Here is an 18,688-nt window from a genome sequence, read left to right as displayed (position 1 = left end):
ATAAGATATTTAAAATACCATTGATAGTCAATGTTATTTTGATGTTATAGGGCTTACGGTCATATGATTTTGGATTGTTTTAATTCTCAAACTACTGTCTCATTGTTTTTCTCTTGATGGCTAATTTTCCACTTTCTTCGCTGTACCTGGGGTCATCAATAAAAGGCTCTTTTATCATCTCTGTTACTTCTAAGCTAAAAAAACCGAACTCCTCTACCACTTTTCCTGTAATAGCGTATATGCCGCGTCCTCTGAAGGGCCACTGGCTAGATGATTGGGGAAAGTGGACAGTGTCAATAAATTGGCCGCTTACATCTAAAAACGTTCCGAAGTTCATCCTGTCATTTTTAGAGGTGCGGGTGTTTTTAATGGCTACCAGATAACCATAAATAGTGATAGTCTTATTCAGGTTGTTGGGAAAATCAAGCACTCTAAAAAAGTGAGAAGGCCTGTTTTTTAGCAAATCAAAAGGATTGCACAAAGGGAATCCTAAAAGCTCCATTTCGTCAAAAGCGGTTTCTAAGGTGTGAGGAGGAGGTATGTCAGGAATGGCTAAGTGCTTTGTTTCTACCTCGAATAACTTGGGCATGGGTGAAGCTTTTTTTACATTAGCTAGCAGAAAATGGGCTTCCCAAAGGAGTTCTTTTTTATTCTTTTTGGTGAAATTAAAGACTCCGGCTTTGATAAGTAAGGAGGCCTGATCTAGTGATAATGGTATTTTTTTAACAAAGTCAGGCAGAGAGCTATAGGCTCCGTAGGCTTTCCTTACTTTAAGTATTTGTGCTATGGTTTTTTGGTCAAGATCTTTAATGAAAGCGAGGCCTATGTATATTTTTTTGCCATATATTCTTGTCATAGCATCGCTGGAGTTAGCGCAAGGCGCAAGTATCTCTGCGCCATGCATTCGTGCTTCATGTACATAGAGCTCTGTTCTGTAAAAACCACCAAAATTATTGATGGTGGCTACCATATATTCCAGTGGGTAATGTGCTTTTAAAAATAGGCTCTGGTAGCTCTCTACAGCGTAAGAGGCAGAGTGGCCTTTGGAAAAAGCGTATCCGGCAAAGCTTTCTATTTGTCTCCATATTTCTGCGCTGTCGGCATAGGTATAGCCTTTGGCTTTGCAGTTAAAAAAGTATTGGTCTTTGGCTTTCTGAAATTCATCACGAGACCTGAACTTTCCAGACATCCCTCTTCTTAGCACATCGGCTTCGGCCAGCGTAAGGCCAGCGAAGTAGTGGGCTACTTTTATTACATCTTCCTGATATACCATTACTCCATAAGTCTCAGGCATAATTTTTAAAAGGGTGGGGTGAGCCTCTTTTCTTCTTTCCGGATTTTTGAATCTAAGTATGTATTCGCGCATCATGCCTGACTTAGCTACCCCTGGTCTGATGATGGAGCTGGCCGCCACCAACCCTAAGTAGTCATCGGCTTCCAGCTTTTTTAGAAGCATGCGCATAGCGGGAGATTCTACATAAAAGCAACCTATAGCTTTACCTTGACGGAGCAGTGATTTTACTGCTTCATCTTTTTTGAATCGGTTTAAATCATGGATGTCGATATCAGGCTCTTCGGGCTTATTTTTTTTTACAAGGGATAGAGTGTCTTTAATCTTTCCCAATCCGCGTTGGCTGAGTATATCAAATTTATAAAGCCCTACATCTTCAGCTATAACCATATCAAAGTGGGTGGTAGGATAGCCTTTGGGAGGTAAGTTTGTGGCTGAGAAATAATGAATATGCTTCTCTGAAATCAGAATACCTCCGGCGTGTATGCTCAGGTGGCTGGGAAAACCTTGAATCAAATGGCTATATTTTATAACCAGCTGTGAGTAGTAGTCTTGTTTGGGGTTGCCCTCTGCTATGTTTTCAATTTCATGGGCAGGTAGGCCAAATACTTTACCTAGCTCTCTGATTACGGCCCTGAGCTGGAAAGTACTGTACGTAGCAAGCAAGGCTGCATTTTTGAATCTCCTGAAAATGTAGGCCGTGATGTCTTCACGATCAGTCCATGAAAAATCAATGTCAAAGTCTGGTGGATTTTTCCTGTAAAGGTTAATGAAGCGTTCAAAATACAAATCCAGGTCTATAGGGTCTACATCGGTAATTCTAAGCAGATAAGCTACTATACTATTAGCACCGCTGCCCCGACCTACATAAAAGAAGCCCTGTCTGCGAGCATAGCTCACGATGTCCCAATTGATAAGGAAATACGCAATAAAGCGTTTCTCTCTAATTACCTTGAGCTCTGTTTTTAGTCTGACCTTAATAGCTTCAGTTATTTCAGAATACCTATACTTTAAGCCTTTATAGCATAGCTTACATATTTTTTTAAAATCTTCATGCTCAGAGTGTGTATAGTTTTTTTGGTTTTTGTGGTCTTGTTCATCTCCAAAGTCGAAATGTATGGTGCAGCTGTTGAGCAGCTTTTCGGTGTTTTTTACGATGGAAGGGCAATCAGCATATAATTTGATAAGCTCTTTTTTAGGAAGCATTTTATGGTTGAAGCTGCCTTCTTCTGCTTTGGAGAGCTTGCTGAGAAGGGTGTTTTTATCTATAGCTCTGAGTAGACGGTGAGCATTGAAATCTTTCTTATTGCGGAAAGTGACGGTTTGTAGAATCACCATTTTTTCCTGAATCAGATGTGCATGAGCAGAGAACTTTAGTTTGTTGATATATTCAGGAGGAACACCTATGAATTCATTTTTTTTGAGTTTCCTGCCATCATATTTATTGAAAGGGTAAATGATAAAAGCATGGTTGAAGTAAGGTGCTTTTGCGGGTATAGGATCGCCAGAGTGTAGAAATCCAGATAAAAAGCAGTTAAGCTCGAAGTACCCTTGATTATTTTTAGCTATTCCTATGAACTGCTGCTCTACGCCGTTTCTAAAATCGATGCCTAATATGGGCTCAATGTTATGCTTGATAGATAGTCTTACAAAATTCAGACATGCGGCAGTGGAATTGATGTCGGTAAGCACTAAGCTGTCTATTCCATTTTTTTGAGCTTCTATGAGTAGCTCTTCGCAAGACATAGTGCCATATTTAAAGCTGTAATAGGTATGTGTATTGAGGTACATTAAGGAATAGCTTTGAGTATACAGTTGGTAAAAAATGGTAGTTGGGAGCTGATGAATAGTAAATGTTCATGACTCACTACTAAAAACTCGCCACTAATAATTGCTAAAATGAAAGCTTATTACTCAAAAGTGAATTAAGACCTCCGGTTGGGGAGTAGCGGTGGTGCGTCTCCATTGAAGGGGTTAAACCTACTTATGGTCTTTGCTTCTATACCTGCCGCTCTTATTACGGTTCGGTCTCCGTGTTTATCTCTGATCTTATCCATAGCCTGGTACAGACTGATCATTTCTAAAGAGTCTTCAAATAGGTTGATCTGGTAAGTGCCGTTAACTAAATGGCTAAACTTCACACCAATGAGTCTTACTAGCAGCCTTTTGTCATAAGCCCGGTTAAATAGTTCTAATACTTTTGGGATAAGTACATGATCAGCAGAAGTATAAGGTATTTTTGACTGCAGGGTGTAGGTGTTAAAATCTGAATATCGGATTTTTACCGTAACACAAGCGGTGAGTTTCTGCCCTCGTCTCAGCTGGAAAGCCAGGTTTTCGGCCATAGCCAGCATAATGGCTTTTAGCTTTACCACATCTATGGTGTCCCTGTCAAAGGTTCGCTCTGTGGAGATAGATTTTCTTTCGGAGTAAGGAATTACCGGAGAGGGATCTATGCCATTGGCCTTTTTCCACATAGTAATGCCATTTTTCCCAAAAGCTTTTTCCATGAGCTCTATAGGAGTTTCCTGAATGGTGTGTATGTGTTTTATTCCCAGATTGCATAGTGCGATATAGGTTTTATCGCCTATCATGGGTATTTTTTTTACAGAAAGAGGAGCCAGGAAATGCTTTTCTAAGCCATAATCTATTTTTATCTGATTGTTGGGTTTGGCTTCTCCTGTAGCTATTTTTGATACGGTCTTATTTTGGGAAAGCCCGAAAGAAATAGGCAGGCCAGTGTTGTCTATAATTTTTGATCGTAACTCGCTGGCCATTTTATAATTACCAAAAAAACGATCCATGCCCGACATGTCTACATAGAACTCATCGATAGAAGTTTTTTCAAATAGTGGTACCTCACCTCTTATGATTTCAGTCACCTCGTTTGATTTAGCGCTATACGTGGCAGAGTTACCTTTGATTACTATGGCTTCAGGGCATAGCTCGCGAGCCAGCTTCATGGGCATGGCAGAATGAATGCCAAACTGCCTGGCTTCATAACTGCAAGAGGCCACTACTCCACGATCAGTTACACCACCTATGAGTATGGGCTTATTGTTGAGCCGACTGTCTAACAGTCTCTCGCAAGACACAAAAAAAGTGTCTAAATCCAGGTGTAATATTGATCGTGAAACCATAATACAATATTACTAAATATTTTAGTATTTACTAACTTAAGTAGGTGAAAAATATGCGTTTATAAAAATATAGGTAATAAGAGTAAGGAAGATAATGGCGAAAACATTGATAAGGATCCCTGCCTTTATCATCTCTTTCATTTTTATATGACCGCTAGCAAATACAATGGCATTTGGAGGTGTGGAAATGGGCATCATAAAAGCGCAGCTAGAGGCTAGGGTAGAAGGTACTACCAGTAGTAACGGGTTAATGCCTAAGCCTTGAGCAATGCCTATGGCTACAGGTATGAAAATGGTAATCAACGCCACATTACTCATTATTTCTGTAAGGAAAAGTACCATTCCTGTGGTGATGCCTATTAGGATAAAGTGATTCAGATCTTTGTAGCTACTCATATAATTGCCAACAGCTTCTATTATGCCTACCTTTTCTAGTCCTCTCGCTAGGCACATACCGCCGCCAAAGAGTATGAGTATTCCCCAGGGAAGCTTTTTGGTGTCGTCCCATTTAAGAAGAAAACCAGCTTTTTTTATGTCAGAAGGAACAATGAACATGAGCAGACCACCGATCATAGCGGTTATAGTATCAGATAGCAGAGGTGTGCCTATTAAGTTGTTGATTTGATTTTTAAATATCCAGCCCAGGGCCGTAAGGGCAAATATGGAAAGCACCATTTTTTCTTCTTTAGAGATTTTTCCTAGCTCTGCCAGCTTGTTTTTTATGAGTACTTCTGATCCTTCAATCTTTTTAAGGTTGTTGGGATACAATACTCTGGTGATGAGTAAGTAAGTGACTAACAGCAGTCCAATACCTGTAGGGAGGCCTATGATAAACCATTGGCTGAATGCCATTTGATAATGCAAAATTTCGTTTAGATAGCCTGTCATCACTACATTAGGAGGGGTGCCAATGAGGGTAATAGTGCCTCCTATGTTAGCCGAATAGGCAATAATAAGCATAAGCGATAAGGCGAATTTTTTCTGAGAATCACCCATTTTAAGGTTACTCTCTCCTAACAGATTAACTACAGAAGAGGCTACAGGTAGCATCATTACAGCAGTGGCGGTATTGCTGATCCACATGCTGAGTATGGCGGTGGCTAGCATAAAACCAAGAATAATACCATTGCCACTGGTGCCAGTTATTTTTACCAGATTGAGTGCTATCCTTAGGTGTAGGTTGTGCTTTTCCATGGCCAAGGCTATCATAAAACCACCCATAAAAAGAAAAATTATGGAGCTGGCATAGGGCGCGGTGGATTCGCTTATGGAGAAAATGCTTAGCATAGGAAGTAAAATCAGCGGAAGCAAAGCCGTAACAGCTATAGGTGTAGCTTCTGATATCCACCAAGATACCATCCATATAGCCACGGCTAACACTCTCCATATTTCAGGAGTGAGGTAGGTAGAGTTTTGGCAGAGTAACAGTATAGAAAATAATAAAGGACCTAGTACAAGAAATAGCAGACGTATTTTTTTCATGAGATTAACTTACATACCTGATGATGATACAGTAAATAACGACATTTTGTTAAAATAATGCATGTTTTATTGTAGGTGGAGGGATTAAAATGCTTTAACAAAATGTCTCATAAGTGAGACATTTTGTTATCTTTGCATCAAGCTTATGGGAACGGACACCAAACAAAATATCATAGATGCGGCAATTTTCATTTTTAATGAAGATTTTTCAGCTCCTCTGGAGAAGGTGGCCACCCATGCGGGGGTTACGCGTAGAACACTGCATCGGTATTTCAGGGATAGAGAAGAACTGCTACATGCCTGTATGAATGAAATGCAGCTTCGGTGTAGACAAGGAATGGAGGAAGCGGAGCGAAGTTCTGATGAGCCTCTGGTGAAGCTGGAGAATATGCTCTATGCAGCTGTGAGCTGTGGTGAAAAATATGCTTTTCTATATAAGCTGCATAACCAGCATGACCATCAGCATTCTAGCAATGATGAAGAATGTAGGCAATATGATAGTACCTTCAGTCGGATTATGAGAGTGATTCAGAAACTTAAAGAAGAGGATAGGCTCAGCGAAAACCTTACACTAGATTGGGTATCTGTTTTGTTTAATGGGATAGTAAATACTGCAGTTAATTCATTGAAGATTAAGAACATGGAATACTATAGCGTAAAAAAACAGGCCTGGCATTCTTTAAGGAGGGCTATTCTGAAATAAAAAAATTTGTATGAAAATGTCTCATTTTTGAGACATTTAAAAATAACTATTATGAAAAATGAAAATATATACGATGTAATAATCATCGGAGGCAGCTACGCCGGGCTTTCTGCTGCCATGAGTTTGGGCAGGGCATCTATGCGTACTTTGATTATAGATGCAGGCAAACCTTGCAATAGACAAACCCCCTATTCACATAACTTTATCACTCATGATGGCACGCCTCCTGCGGAAATATCACAGCTAGCCCGTAACCAGGTTTTAAAGTATGATACGATTTCTTTTCAAGAAGACATGGCTGTTTCAGGAAGGAAGATAGAAACGGGTTTTGAAATTACCACAGAAAAAGGGAGAGTATATAACTCAAGTAAGCTGGTAATAGCTTCCGGAATGAAAGATTTAATGCCAGAAATCAAGGGCTTTAAAGATTGCTGGGGGATTTCAGTAATTCATTGTCCGTATTGCCATGGTTATGAGTATAAAGGAAGTAAAACAGGTCTTTTTATGAATGGGGAGAAGGCTATTGAGCATGCTCTTTTTATCAACCATTGGGCGGGTGAGCTCACGTTGTTTACCAATGGCACCCCTGACCTGCCAGAAGAGGGCATTCAAAAGCTTAAAGAAAATAATATTGCCATTGTTGATACAGAAATAACTGAGTTGGTACATCATGATGGTAAGCTTCAGCATTTGCAGTTGGCAGATGGACAGACTGTGGAGCTAGAAGCTCTGTATGCAGCTTTACCTATGGAGCAGCAATCTACTATTCCAGAAATGCTCAGTTGTAATTTTTCTGAGGGCGGCCATATTGAAGTAAATGATTTCAAACAAACTAGTGTGACCGGAGTATTTGCAGCTGGAGATAATAGTAGCCCCATGCGTTCGGTGGCTAATGCTGTGGCTGCGGGTAATGTTGCCGGGGCTTTCATTAGTAAAGAAATCATTGCTGAGAGATACTCAAAATGATAGATTAGGCAGATGCCTGAAATTATCAGATTAAGCTTCAGGCATCTGCTTTTATGTTTTCATAATTCCATTGGTCAGGAATTCTTTCTAACACTCCTTCTCCATATAGATTATATTGCTTTAGCTTGTCCATATGCACATAGCCTATATGGCAGCCACAAGTATTGTTGCTGCACGGTCTTTGATAAAGCGAATCTTCAAAATCAGCATCATAAATATTACCTATGCGCTGCTTTATGAAATGGCATCGGGTCATGTTCCCTTCTCCGTCTACAGAAAAAACAGAATGCCCGGCCATACATGCTTCTCCCGCACTTTTATGGTATACCGTATTGGTTCGGAAATACGGATCAGTGCGCTCTATTCTTAAAAAATCTTCTTCAGCATAATAATTAGGATCTTTTTTGTTAGCATTTACCCATAAGTAAACAGAGTTGGGGAGCAAAGACCGTAGTTTTTCCATCATATCCAGGTCTTCTTTAAAACCCACGAAGCCTACACTATAGCGTATATTCATGGCCTCAAGTTCTATGCATTTCTTTGCAAATTTCTCCAGACTGATCTGAGTAGGATGGTAAGTAGCCCACAGTGCAAAAGTCTCTTTGTTTACTTTTTCCATCCATTGGGTAGGGCAGCTTAGGTTCGTTTGTATAGCTACTTTGCTTATGTTTTTAGCCCAGCTCAGCTCAGTCATAGCCTGCTGGTAGTGCTTACGAATGAGCCCTTCGCCCCAAGGGGTAAATAATATGCCTATCTTCTCTTTTCTGTTGATGGCCCATTGCGTAAAGCGGTCTAGCTCAGCTTTGTCTTGAGCGAGTTCTTCTCTGGTATTTTTAGTTTTAGCAAAAGGGCAATAGTCGCAGCCATAATTGCAGCTGGAAAGAGAGCCTCGGTATAAAATGGACCAGCGCTTACTCATACTAAAGAAAAGGATTCAGATTTTTGAATAGTATTTTCAGAATAAAGCCACGGTCCTATGATGTCTTCGTGTTCATGCCCTTCTTCATTTAAATAGGTGCCTGTATCATTATCCTGACAGAAACCAAGATCAAAAAGCTGAGCTAATTCAGGGAAGTCGCTCATGACTTTTGAGTTGAAAAAGGCCTGATATCTGGCATAAGAAAGGCCTGACCCTTCGCATAATGACTTGATGATATATCGCCTTTTTTGTTCTTCATCATTCAAAATGACACCATAGGGTACCTGATTAAAATCCTGAGCTGTCATTTGATTAAAGTTCTGAATGATAGGCTTTATGCTTTTGCTGCCCACGGCATATTCAGAGCTGTAATGCAGGTTTTTAGTATATGACCGGGCGCCTACACCAAGGCCTACCATTCCATTTTCCTGAGCATGATATGCAGGCTGATCCGCAAGTACGCTATTTTTTCTTTTGAAAAGGCGCATGCTTTTTTGCTCATAGCCATTAGCCAGCAGGTAATCACGGCCAATGCGATATAGCCTGATTCTGAAGTCAGTCCACTCCTGATGGCTGCTTTTTTTGCCTAAGCCGGTTAAAGGTCTTACGTAAAGAGGGTATAGGAAAATTTCTTCAGGTTGATAACTGACCGTGGTCTCTAATGAGTACTTCCAGCTATCTGGAGTTTGGTTTTGTACTCCGTAAATAAGGTCGAGGTTAGTGATAGGGAAGTTGAATCTCTGTAATAATTCAATGGCATGCATCAAATCTTTGGGGTTTTGCGGGCGCCCCAGGGCTTTTGTTTCTTCTTCAATAAAGCTCTGTACACCCATGCTGAGCCGAGTTACGCCAGCTTCTTTTAAAAAGGCCATTTTCTCTTCCGTTAATGTTTTAGGAGAGGCTTCTACCATAGTCGGAATCTGTTCTGGTGCTAGATTCCAGTCATTTTTAAGAATAGAAAAAAGGGCTTCTAATTCCTCCAAGCTTAGGTAGGTGGGGGTGCCGCCGCCTAAAGCTGCTCGGGCTACTTTGAAGTCTCCCAGGGCCTGGGCGGTTACTTCTGACTGGATTTTCAGCTGTTCTATAAACGGATTATAAAGGCCTTCTTTAGGATTGGCAACAGTAAAAAGGTTGCAGAACCCACAGCGCATTTCGCAAAAGGGTACATGTAAATATAAAAACAAGGCCGATTTATCCTCATTTTGCCATACTTCTTGCATCGAATATGGCTTCTTAAAAGCCCGATAAGCCGTTTTATGAGGATAGGAGTAAGCATATCCCTGAAAATAGTCTGCTGTTGCTATTCTTTCTTTTAAACTCTTTGTTGAAAGCATATATTTTTATTTTGCCTCTTTATTCTACTTCACTAAAAACTCTGCATAAGGGACTTCCCATACGTGCTTATGCGCCAACCTGTGGCCGGAATAACCTTCTTCTCCATAAGTGGTGCCATGGTCAGAACAGAAAATACAAAAAGTTTCTCCTTTTTGCTTTAATGATGCAAAAAGGAGCGGCAGTTGGCTGTCTACATATTTTAAAGCCGCTGCATGAGAGGCTCTGGTATCTTCTTCAGTATCGGTTAAATAAAAATGGTTAGGCTGGTGAATGGCAGAGATATTGATAAACAAGAAAAAATGCTGATCGTCACTTAAGCCAGAAAGGCAATCAGCGGCTTTTTCAAACTGATTTTCAGTAGATTCAGGATCAGTAACCCCAAAGCTTGGCTGCCAGTGGCTCTTCTGAAACATGCCAGGAAACTGCCGACTCAGTGCCGTTTGCTTGTTAAAAAAGCCAACTCCCCCTATACAAATAGTGTGATAGCCTACTTCTTCAAGTCCTTTAACAATATTAGAAGTTTCAAAAACATAGGTGCCTTTTGTGGCTGTTTCACTACCTGCAAATTTGGCCGCAAATAGGCGTGGAGCTTTAGGATTGTCCGCAGGTGTGGGTAGAAAGCCGGCAAAGAAGGCATGGTGAGAAGCGTAGGTAAAGCTCCCGGGAGCATGTCTTTTTTCCCAGCCTGAAGCAGGGAGCATCTTAGCCAGATTAGGCGTTTCTCCATCTAAAAATAGTTGCTGAGCTACATCATAGCGCAAGGTATCCAGCGTTATCAGCACTATCGATTTTTTACCCACTATATCCGTTCCCTCAAACATGCGTTAGACTTTAAAATATTCTTTTAATTCTATGGGGTGGCTTACTCTTAGATCAACAAAAGGTGGTGTTGAGCTATGTGACTGGTTATGAATCCAGCAGACTTGCATCGCCAGCTTTTTGGCCGGATACAGATCTATATATAATTGATCTCCCACCATCATCACTTTTTCTGCAGGCAAATGTAGGTCATTTAGTACATTTTCGAATCCCTGTAAGCCGGGTTTTGAATATCCTGTAGCTTCAGAAATATAAATGTCAGTATCTCTAAAAAACGGTTTTAATTCCGCGTTAATAAGTTTTTGTTGCTGATTTTTAGTTCCGCCATTGGTCAGTAGCTTTAAAGAGAAAGAGGAGGAGAGAAGTGCTAATAGCTCAATAATTTTAGGGTCAGGACTAATATAGCTGGCAATATTCGATTTAATATATTGCCAAAGTACCTCTTGAGTAGTATTGAGGTGGTGTGTTTGAATAAGCCAATCACAGAAGGCGAGCCGGTCAGCATGCCCCTCCTGATCGTGAATCATTACTTCTTCCCAATCAATAGAAGATTCATCGAAGTCGTTTGCCAAGAAGTAATCCTTTATACATGCCTGAAAGGCACTATTTCTATTGATTAAAGTGTTATCTAAGTCGAATATTATAGCTTGAGTATGCGTCATTCTATTTTTTTTCTTGTAACAAATAGCTTACCGTGGCTTCATAAGTATTTTCATTTCCATGTAAAATACGAGGTAGTAAGTCACCAAAAGCATTGGCTTCTATAATCATGGGTTTATCCAGTTTAGGTGGGAGCAAAATATCTAACCCTATTAGCCTGGTATTATTAAAAGTATGAGCTGTTTTTCTGGCTAAAGCCATTATTTTCTTCCATTGTTCATCACTCATATTTTTTTTGAGGCTGCTAAGATCGCCTCTGGCATTACCCAGGTGCAAATTGGTGATAGGGGAGCGGCTTTGCCTCATAACCATATGTGTAGGCTCGCCACCAATGGTGACGCAGCGTAAGTCGAAAAAACCACCAGACTGGCTGGCTTTGGGAATCCACTGCTCTGCATAAATGCGTTCTTTAGCTAAGATGTTTATTATAGTTCTGATTTCATTATAGTCAGTATATCTCCTTATTTTTAATGAATTGTAGAGCTTAGCACTACCTCCTTTATTCACCAATTCTACGGAAGTAGTGAGCATCTCTTGGCCTTTTTTATTTTTTCGGTAAGCCAAAACCCCTGAGCCGCTGGAGCCATGCGCTAGTTTTATAAATACCTGATGACTGTTTTTTTGTTCCAGTATTTGATGCAGGTGGTCATAATGCTGTATTTCATTTAAAAACGCTGGGGTTGCAATACTATTTTTAGTCAGTATATGTTTAGAGGCAATCTTATCAAAAAATAAAGAGATGCTATCAATGGAATTTACTAGCTTCAAGCCAGGCTTATCTTTTAGCACTAGCTCTATTTTATGGAGCAATATTTTAAAACCAGCGTACCATTGTTGACTATAATAGATGCGTCCTTCGTCATATGGAAGCAGAAGCGCTTCGTCGGCAGGAACGTAATTATACTTGCTCTCGTCAGGAGCCAAAGCTAATATCTTTTGATAAACCTTAAAATTTTCTCCGGGAGAGTCTATTTTAAGCCATCCGTGAGAGGGGAGACTATGCAGTATATTAGGATTTTCTAAAAGACTCTGATAGGAGATTATGAGCAAAGGAGGCAGTAACTTTTGGTTTACTGCCTCCTTTAAATACTGGCTTCGTCGGTTTTCAGGATTGCCGATGAGTACCAGTTGCATTTTATTCGCTTACTTCTACATATCTACCATACTCTTCTTCCTCTTGCTGGTCACCTACATTAACCTCTACAGGAAGTGCACTGATTTTTTCAGTCATTTGAGAAGACATATAGTGGAATCTGAGATTCAAAAACTTAAGGTTCTCTATTTTTTTGTTGGCTAGTAAAGCGGCAGCACCTTCATCTCCCAGCGTACCTCTGGATAAATCCAAAGTAGAGATAATATCAAGTACTGAAGCGTCTTTTAGGGCCACTGCTATTTGATCAGTGATATCACAATCACATAATCCTAAATACTCAAGTTTAGGGAATTTTTCTTGGGATAAAAACGGCTTAAAGGTGTTAACATTACCATTCCAGCCATAATTTTCATCGCCCGTCCAGATCTCAAAATGCTTAAGGTTAGGAAGCTCAGCTTTGGCTAACTCATCAATGGTGTCAGCACCCAGCCCTCCGGTTTCTACTATCAGAGTTTCTAAAGCATCATGCTTTAATTCTCCAAAAGAAAGGCCATTTCCACCCCTAACTTTGAAGTACTTTAGATGAGGGTAAGCTTTAAATATTGGGTTTACATCAGCGTTTTCTATCCAGGAGATTTCACATTCTTCATAAGTAATATCTCCAAGAAAGATGTATTTAAGGTTAGGTAATTTGTCTTTATTTTCTACTAAAGCATCAACTGGGAAATTAGACTCTTCTGGCTCTGATACATCTCCAAACCAGTTACCTAATATGATTTCTTCTACTTGCTGAGCATTCGGGTCTTCACAAAACTGCTTTATCAATGAGCCAAAAGTTACTTCACTATCATAATCTATACGAATACGATAGGCTTTGTCTGGGCTAATTGTTCCTTCAAAATCAACAACAGGCTTGTTATTGAATGATGATGCATTTTCACTAATCATTATTGCTTTCTGATTTCTTCTGTTTCAAAATAAATATATGGCTAATATCCTGATATTTATGAAAAAGAAAAAGTGAGAAGGACTTTAATAAGTCTTATTTTATTGAGTTACCTGAAGTAATTCGCGTGCGCTTTGGAAAGCCGTTTCAGAAGGTTTATCCCCACCTATCATTTTTGCTATTTCAGATATCCTTTCCTGCTCATCTAATGCTTTTATTTTACTAATGGCCTTGTCAGAAGTATTATCTTTAAAAACAAAATAGTGCTTGCTGCCTTTAGCGGCTACCTGAGGCAAGTGGCTAATGGTAATCACCTGATGGTTCTCTGCCATTCTTTTCATCATATCTCCTAGCTTGAGAGCTATTTCACCAGAAACTCCCGTATCTATTTCATCAAAAATGATGGTAGGCATAGAAATTTTATCAGCCAGGATGTATTTTACACAAAACATAAGTCTTGAAAATTCACCTCCTGAAGCAGATTTAGATAGCTCTTGTGGAGCTATACCTTTGTTGGCACTGAATAGAATATTAATCTGATCTATGCCATGATCTCCCAGTGCTACTAATTCATTAGTTATATTGATCGAAGCATCAGGAATACCTACCTGGCCCAATAAGCTCTTAAGCTCTTTCTCCAGCGCAGTAAACACTTTTTGCCTCTTTTGGCTTAAGGTTTCAGCGTCCTTCTGTGCTGCTTCTTGATGTTGTTTTGCCTCAGCCTCAGCATTTTGTATGTCCTCATCAAGGTTATTAAATCTGTTAGCTTTAGTTTCTAAATCAGCCTGTATTTCTAATAACTCGCTTATGCTACTTACCTGGTGCTTTTGTTGTAGAGAGTAAATAAGACTTAGCCTTTCCTGAGTGATCTGTATCTCCTCAGGATCAAACTCTACTGAGTCTTCTTCTTTCTCTATCTCGGTAATGATGTCTTTAAGTTCTATAAATGTGCTTTCGAGTCTTTCAGATATTGATTCGTAAGTTTTTGCATATGCCTTAAGCTGACCTACCAGAATTTTCGCTTGCTGTAATCCGCTAATGGCGGCAAACTCTCCATCAGATAATGTGGATAGCGATTCGTTGAGCTTGGTCTTGATCTCTTCTGCATGTTCCATTACTTCTAATGATGCTTCCAGCTCTTCCTGTTCTCCTGCTTTGAGTTCAGCTTTTACCAACTCAGAGAGTAGAAAGTTATTAAAGTCAGCTTCCTTGCCTACTTCAGCATTTTCTTTCTTTAAAGCTTCCAGTTTTTGAAGCGCCTTTTTATAGGCTTGAAATTTACTTCTATAGGTTTGCCTTAGTGGTGTGGTGCCTGCATAGGCATCAACAAAGGCCAGCTGGTAGTTGTGCTTTCCTAAGTGTAGGGTTTCGTGCTGCGAGTGTACATCCATGAGCCTGGTGCTGAGCTTCTTGAGGATATCCAGGGTTACAGGTGTGTCATTAATAAAAGCACGCGACTTGCCTGAAGGGCTTATTTCTCTTCTGAATATGGAAAGAGGAGCATAATCAAGGTCTTCTTCATCAAAAAGCTTTTCCAGCTGGTATTCCTTGATGTCAAACTGCCCTTCAATTATACATTTACTACTTTCATCTAATAATGATTTGGTATCAGCTCTGTTGCCAAGCAATAACCCCACAGCTCCTAACATAATAGATTTACCAGCACCAGTTTCTCCGGTAATGATATTCAGGTTTTCTGAAGGATCGATCTCCAGATGTTGAATAAGAGCGTAATTTTTAATTAATAGATGTTTGAGCATTTAAGCTTTAATGTCTAAAATGATTTCTGATATATCTTGAATGTCTACTTTATGTTTTTGCTGCTTCATATCTTCTACCTTTATTTGGTTGGTAGAGTTTTCTAACAGCTTTACAAAGATGACTCTTCTATTGTTTAGTACAATATTAGCTTTTTTACCAGAAATTTCAGACCATTTTTCAGAGATGAGGTCCGGAGAGAGGCGTAGTTGTCTTTTAGCCATTTATTTGATTATTTGTTCGTAAGAACTACTCTTGGATGGATCTATGTTTGAAAGTGCATCAAACGCCTCTCTGCGCGTTTGTATGTTGCCTTCTTTGAAAATATTGATCAGTTCATCCGATTTAGCATCCAGAAAAGCAATAACCAGGATAGAGTTTGGGTAGGCAGTACGTGTTTTCCTGATGTTTTTTAGTACTTCTACTATTTTTTTTCGGCTTTGTTCTTTGTCCTGTTCAAAGGTATCTAGCGCCTGCCTATGATAATCATAGTACCCTTGCCTTACGGGAGAAAGCTGGGAGTTAGTTAGGTTCTCGATCAGCCAATATCGGTTTCTGGTACTTCCCATGGCATCCCAACCCGGTCTGTTAGACTGCTGAGCATTAGTAGCCACATTTAAGGCTTTTTGGAAGTAAGGAGTGCCGCCCATTGGGCTGAAGGTATCATAATCCATGCCTATAATTAGGTAGGCATAAAAAGCCAGCAAGGAGGTGAGGTTAGAATTATATATATTATCGCTGAAGTCTAAAGGCTGAGAGTCCACATATTCAAAAGCCCAGTCTCTATCAGCAAAATTAAGCACTATAGACTCATAATTTGAGTTGTAAATAGGCCTAGCTGATTGTATCTGCACAGTGGCCTGATAGCTGCCAATGGCAGTGGGGTTTTGTAAGGTAATAATGAGGTTGCACTTGATCCTTTCGAAGCTCTCATACGTGTCTTCAGTCCAGGTTCGAGAGTTCATAAACTGTGATAATGCATTTTCCATGTCATCAAAAATTCTTCTGTCAGAGGATTGCACCTGATCAGAGTTAATGCTGACTTTGCAGTTGAGCTCTTGAGCTACACTTAGGTAAGAAACAAATAGAAAGGCTATGGTTATTATTCGATACATTCGATAATGGTGTTGACAATGTCCTGGGCTACACTTCTTTTATCTTTTAACTCAAAATCACGGACATTATTTTGTCTGTCTATTATAGATATTTTATTAGTATTGTGTCCGAAACCGGCTCCCTGATCCTGAAGGGAGTTAAGCACAATAAAATCGAAGTTTTTTCTCTTCAACTTTTCCTGAGCGTTAGTCACTTCATTTTCTGTTTCGAGAGCAAAACCTACTGTAAACTGACCATTTTTTTTCAATTTTCCCAAGGCTTTGGCAATATCATAAGTTTTTACCAAGTCTATAGAGAGGTGATCAGAATTCTTTTTTATTTTTTGAGTAGCCTGATGTGCTGGCTTATAGTCAGCCACAGCAGCAGCTAGTACAGTTATGTCAGTTTCAGGATATTTTTGAACACAGGCGTCATGCATTTCTTCTGCAGAGGTTACCCTTTGGAGGTGTATGTCTTTAGAAGATACCTGCTCGTGAGTAGGACCAGAGATAAGCGTGACTTCTGCTCCTGCAGTATGCAAAGCTTCAGCTAATGCATAACCCATTTTGCCACTAGAGTGATTGCCTATAAAGCGAACAGGGTCTATGGCTTCATAAGTGGGCCCCGCAGTAACTAAGGCCTTTTTGCCTTTTAAGGGCTGTTCTTCTCCAAGTTCTTGCTCAAGTATGGCTACTATATTTTCAGGCTCTTCCATGCGGCCCTTTCCTATTAGCCCGCTGGCAAGCTCACCGTGCTGTGCTTCTATAATCTTATTCCCATATTCTAAGAGTTTGGACATATTGGCCTGTAGAGCAGGGTGCAGGTACATATCCAAATCCATTGCAGGTGCAAAAAAAACAGGGCATTTGGCTGATAAGTAAGTGGCAAGTAACAGGTTGTCGCATAGCCCGTTAGCCATTTTTCCAATAGTGTTGGCGCTAGCCGGAGCTATTACCATGGCATCAGCCCATAAACCCAGCTCTACATGATTATTCCACTCACCAGTGCTATTTTTTGTGAAACTAGAAAGTACAGGATTTTTGGAAAGCGTGGCTAAAGTGAGAGGGGTGATAAACTCAGAAGCAGAGGAAGAAATAATTATCTTCACCTCTGCTCCTGATTTTACTAAAAGCCTTGTAAGTGTGGCTGCTTTATAGGCGGCTATGCTTCCGGATATTCCGAGTATGATTTTCTTACCCTGGAGCATGTAGCTTATTTAAAGGGTTATGCCGCCTTCTTCAGTTTCTTTATTACGGAATGTTACCTTTCCTTCTATGAACTCTTCAATAGCTACGTTAGTGGATTTGGGCATTCTCTCATAGAATTTAGAGATCTCTATTTGTTCTCTGTTTTCGAAAATTTCCTCAAGATTATCCACAGTAGAGGCAAATTCGGCTAGCTTGTTGTTAAGCTCTTCCTTTACATTTACAGCAACTTGTCTTGCTCTTTTTCCTATGATTGCTACACTCTCATATACATTGCCAGTAGGAGTGGCAATTTTATCCATATCTCTTGTAACAATTGATGCTTGAATAGCCATAACTTTTATTTCTAATTTAGTTAAATTATTTTTTTGCCAGTTCAGTAGTTTTTTTCAAACTGTTGGCATATTTCTTCTCTGCGTCTTTTATAAATTCACTTTGTGGGTAAAGGTCTATAAACTCTAGGTAATAAGTGTTGGCCTCTTGATAGCGCTCTAACTGTTTAGAGTATACACTACGATCAGCCAGTTCATACTGAGCCATAAACTTCATATATGCTACCTCTTCGTTAAATTTTGAATCAGGGAAGTCATTTTTAAAGGTTTCGAAAGCTACTACTGCAGCTTTGTATTTTTCTATTTTATAGTAAAGCTTAGCGTTTTCATAAGCTTTTAACTCTAGTTTTCTTTGAATATCATCAATCACCGCGGTAGCATCATCTCTAAACTTAGTAGAAGGATACTTATTGATGAAGTTTTGCATAGCTATAAGCGCTTCCATGCTACTAGTTTGATCTAGATTATAAGCAGGGGAGTTCGCATATAATGAATAGGCATGCATATACTGAGCCTCCTGAGCATACTTACTTCTGGCGTAGGTTTCGTAAAATACTTTGAAGTGATGAGCTGCTAATAGGAAGAAGTTCTGATAATATTGGCAGTATGCAAACTTAAACTGTACGTCTTCTCCTTCAGGAAGCCCTCTAACTATAGGTAATACCTGCTCAAATAACACTCCTGAGCGGTAATAGTCTTTGTCTTCGTAATACTTTAGTGCGGCATCGTACTTCACTCTCCAGTCTTCACTCTTCTCAATTTTGCGAAATTTGCTACAAGAGAATATTGAAAGGATGGTTAGTACAATGATAAAGTTCTTGGAAAATACCCGTTTTAACATAAGGGTGCAAATATAGGTTAGTAATTTGTAATATACAATGCTATTATGTATAGTCGCCGAGGTTTATAACGAAAGTATAATTGGCTTAGTTTGTGAGCGGAGA

17 protein-coding genes are annotated in these 18,688 nt (G+C 39.7%); 2 read left to right on the top strand and 15 right to left on the bottom strand.

The features are described from left to right. Positions 1-91 precede the first annotated feature (91 nt). The 3 genes from JL102_RS09435 to JL102_RS09425 all read right to left on the bottom strand — a co-directional run bounded on the left by JL102_RS09435 (position 92) and on the right by JL102_RS09425 (position 5,913). On the bottom strand, positions 92-3,082 hold the full coding sequence (locus JL102_RS09435; protein ID WP_202244136.1) for a DNA polymerase III subunit alpha: 2,991 nt from the start codon (positions 3,080-3,082) through the stop codon (positions 92-94). 134 nt (positions 3,083-3,216) lie between these two features. Next, positions 3,217-4,431: a DNA polymerase IV gene (gene dinB / locus JL102_RS09430; protein WP_202244135.1), complete on the bottom strand. Its 1,215-nt coding sequence runs from the start codon at positions 4,429-4,431 to the stop codon at positions 3,217-3,219. A 36-nt stretch (positions 4,432-4,467) separates the two neighbouring features. Beyond that, positions 4,468-5,913 carry an SLC13 family permease gene (locus JL102_RS09425; RefSeq protein WP_202244134.1) on the bottom strand — a complete coding sequence of 482 codons (1,446 nt, stop codon included), beginning with the start codon at positions 5,911-5,913 and terminating at the stop codon, positions 4,468-4,470. A 145-nt stretch (positions 5,914-6,058) separates the two neighbouring features. Here JL102_RS09425 and JL102_RS09420 point away from each other — a divergent pair, with 145 nt between their 5' ends. Both JL102_RS09420 and JL102_RS09415 read left to right on the top strand, forming a co-directional pair. Then, a complete protein-coding gene (locus JL102_RS09420; RefSeq protein WP_202244133.1) occupies positions 6,059-6,616 on the top strand; it encodes a TetR/AcrR family transcriptional regulator in 558 nt (185 codons plus the stop codon). 51 nt (positions 6,617-6,667) lie between these two features. After that, positions 6,668-7,582, top strand: a complete 915-nt coding sequence (locus tag JL102_RS09415) for an NAD(P)/FAD-dependent oxidoreductase (RefSeq protein ID WP_202244132.1) — start codon at positions 6,668-6,670, stop codon at positions 7,580-7,582. Positions 7,583-7,619: 37 nt separating this feature from the next. On the opposite strand, the gene JL102_RS09410 is transcribed toward JL102_RS09415, so the two are convergent. The 12 genes from JL102_RS09410 to JL102_RS09355 form a co-directional block, all read right to left on the bottom strand. Continuing rightward, a complete protein-coding gene (locus JL102_RS09410) occupies positions 7,620-8,501 on the bottom strand; it encodes an STM4011 family radical SAM protein (protein ID WP_202244131.1) in 882 nt (293 codons plus the stop codon). Beyond that, entirely contained in the window at positions 8,498-9,835 is a 1,338-nt protein-coding gene (locus JL102_RS09405; protein WP_202244130.1) for an STM4012 family radical SAM protein, read from the bottom strand. The genes JL102_RS09410 and JL102_RS09405 overlap by 4 nt, the downstream gene beginning before the upstream one ends. A 24-nt stretch (positions 9,836-9,859) precedes the next feature. After that, positions 9,860-10,657, bottom strand: a complete 798-nt coding sequence (locus JL102_RS09400; RefSeq protein ID WP_202244129.1) for an STM4013/SEN3800 family hydrolase — start codon at positions 10,655-10,657, stop codon at positions 9,860-9,862. A gap of 3 nt (positions 10,658-10,660) precedes the next feature. Further along, on the bottom strand, positions 10,661-11,317 hold the full coding sequence (locus tag JL102_RS09395) for an HAD family hydrolase (protein ID WP_202244128.1): 657 nt from the start codon (positions 11,315-11,317) through the stop codon (positions 10,661-10,663). A gap of 1 nt (position 11,318) precedes the next feature. Further along, positions 11,319-12,449, bottom strand: a complete 1,131-nt coding sequence (locus JL102_RS09390; protein WP_202244127.1) for an STM4014 family protein — start codon at positions 12,447-12,449, stop codon at positions 11,319-11,321. A 1-nt stretch (position 12,450) separates the two neighbouring features. Further along, entirely contained in the window at positions 12,451-13,356 is a 906-nt protein-coding gene (locus JL102_RS09385; RefSeq protein ID WP_202244126.1) for an STM4015 family protein, read from the bottom strand. A 99-nt stretch (positions 13,357-13,455) separates the two neighbouring features. Continuing rightward, positions 13,456-15,114, bottom strand: coding sequence for a DNA repair protein RecN (gene recN, locus JL102_RS09380; protein WP_202244125.1), 1,659 nt, complete (start codon positions 15,112-15,114; stop codon positions 13,456-13,458). Next, entirely contained in the window at positions 15,115-15,336 is a 222-nt protein-coding gene (locus tag JL102_RS09375; RefSeq protein ID WP_202244124.1) for a hypothetical protein, read from the bottom strand. Continuing rightward, positions 15,337-16,227: a type IX secretion system protein PorD gene (gene porD, locus JL102_RS09370; RefSeq protein WP_202244123.1), complete on the bottom strand. Its 891-nt coding sequence runs from the start codon at positions 16,225-16,227 to the stop codon at positions 15,337-15,339. Then, positions 16,215-17,414 carry a bifunctional phosphopantothenoylcysteine decarboxylase/phosphopantothenate--cysteine ligase CoaBC gene (gene coaBC, locus JL102_RS09365; RefSeq protein ID WP_202244122.1) on the bottom strand — a complete coding sequence of 400 codons (1,200 nt, stop codon included), beginning with the start codon at positions 17,412-17,414 and terminating at the stop codon, positions 16,215-16,217. Before coaBC ends, porD begins: the two co-directional genes overlap by 13 nt. Before the next feature lie 9 nt (positions 17,415-17,423). Continuing rightward, positions 17,424-17,747, bottom strand: coding sequence for a DNA-directed RNA polymerase subunit omega (locus JL102_RS09360; RefSeq protein ID WP_202244121.1), 324 nt, complete (start codon positions 17,745-17,747; stop codon positions 17,424-17,426). Positions 17,748-17,772: 25 nt separating this feature from the next. Further along, positions 17,773-18,585, bottom strand: coding sequence for an outer membrane protein assembly factor BamD (locus tag JL102_RS09355; RefSeq protein ID WP_202244120.1), 813 nt, complete (start codon positions 18,583-18,585; stop codon positions 17,773-17,775). Positions 18,586-18,688: the final 103 nt, after the last annotated feature.

Source organism: Fulvivirga sediminis (genome assembly GCF_016757215.1).
Taxonomy (GTDB): Bacteria; Bacteroidota; Bacteroidia; order Cytophagales; family Cyclobacteriaceae; genus Fulvivirga; species Fulvivirga sediminis.
Note: the sequence above shows the minus strand (reverse complement) of the source record. Positions and strands in the feature narration are given on the sequence as shown.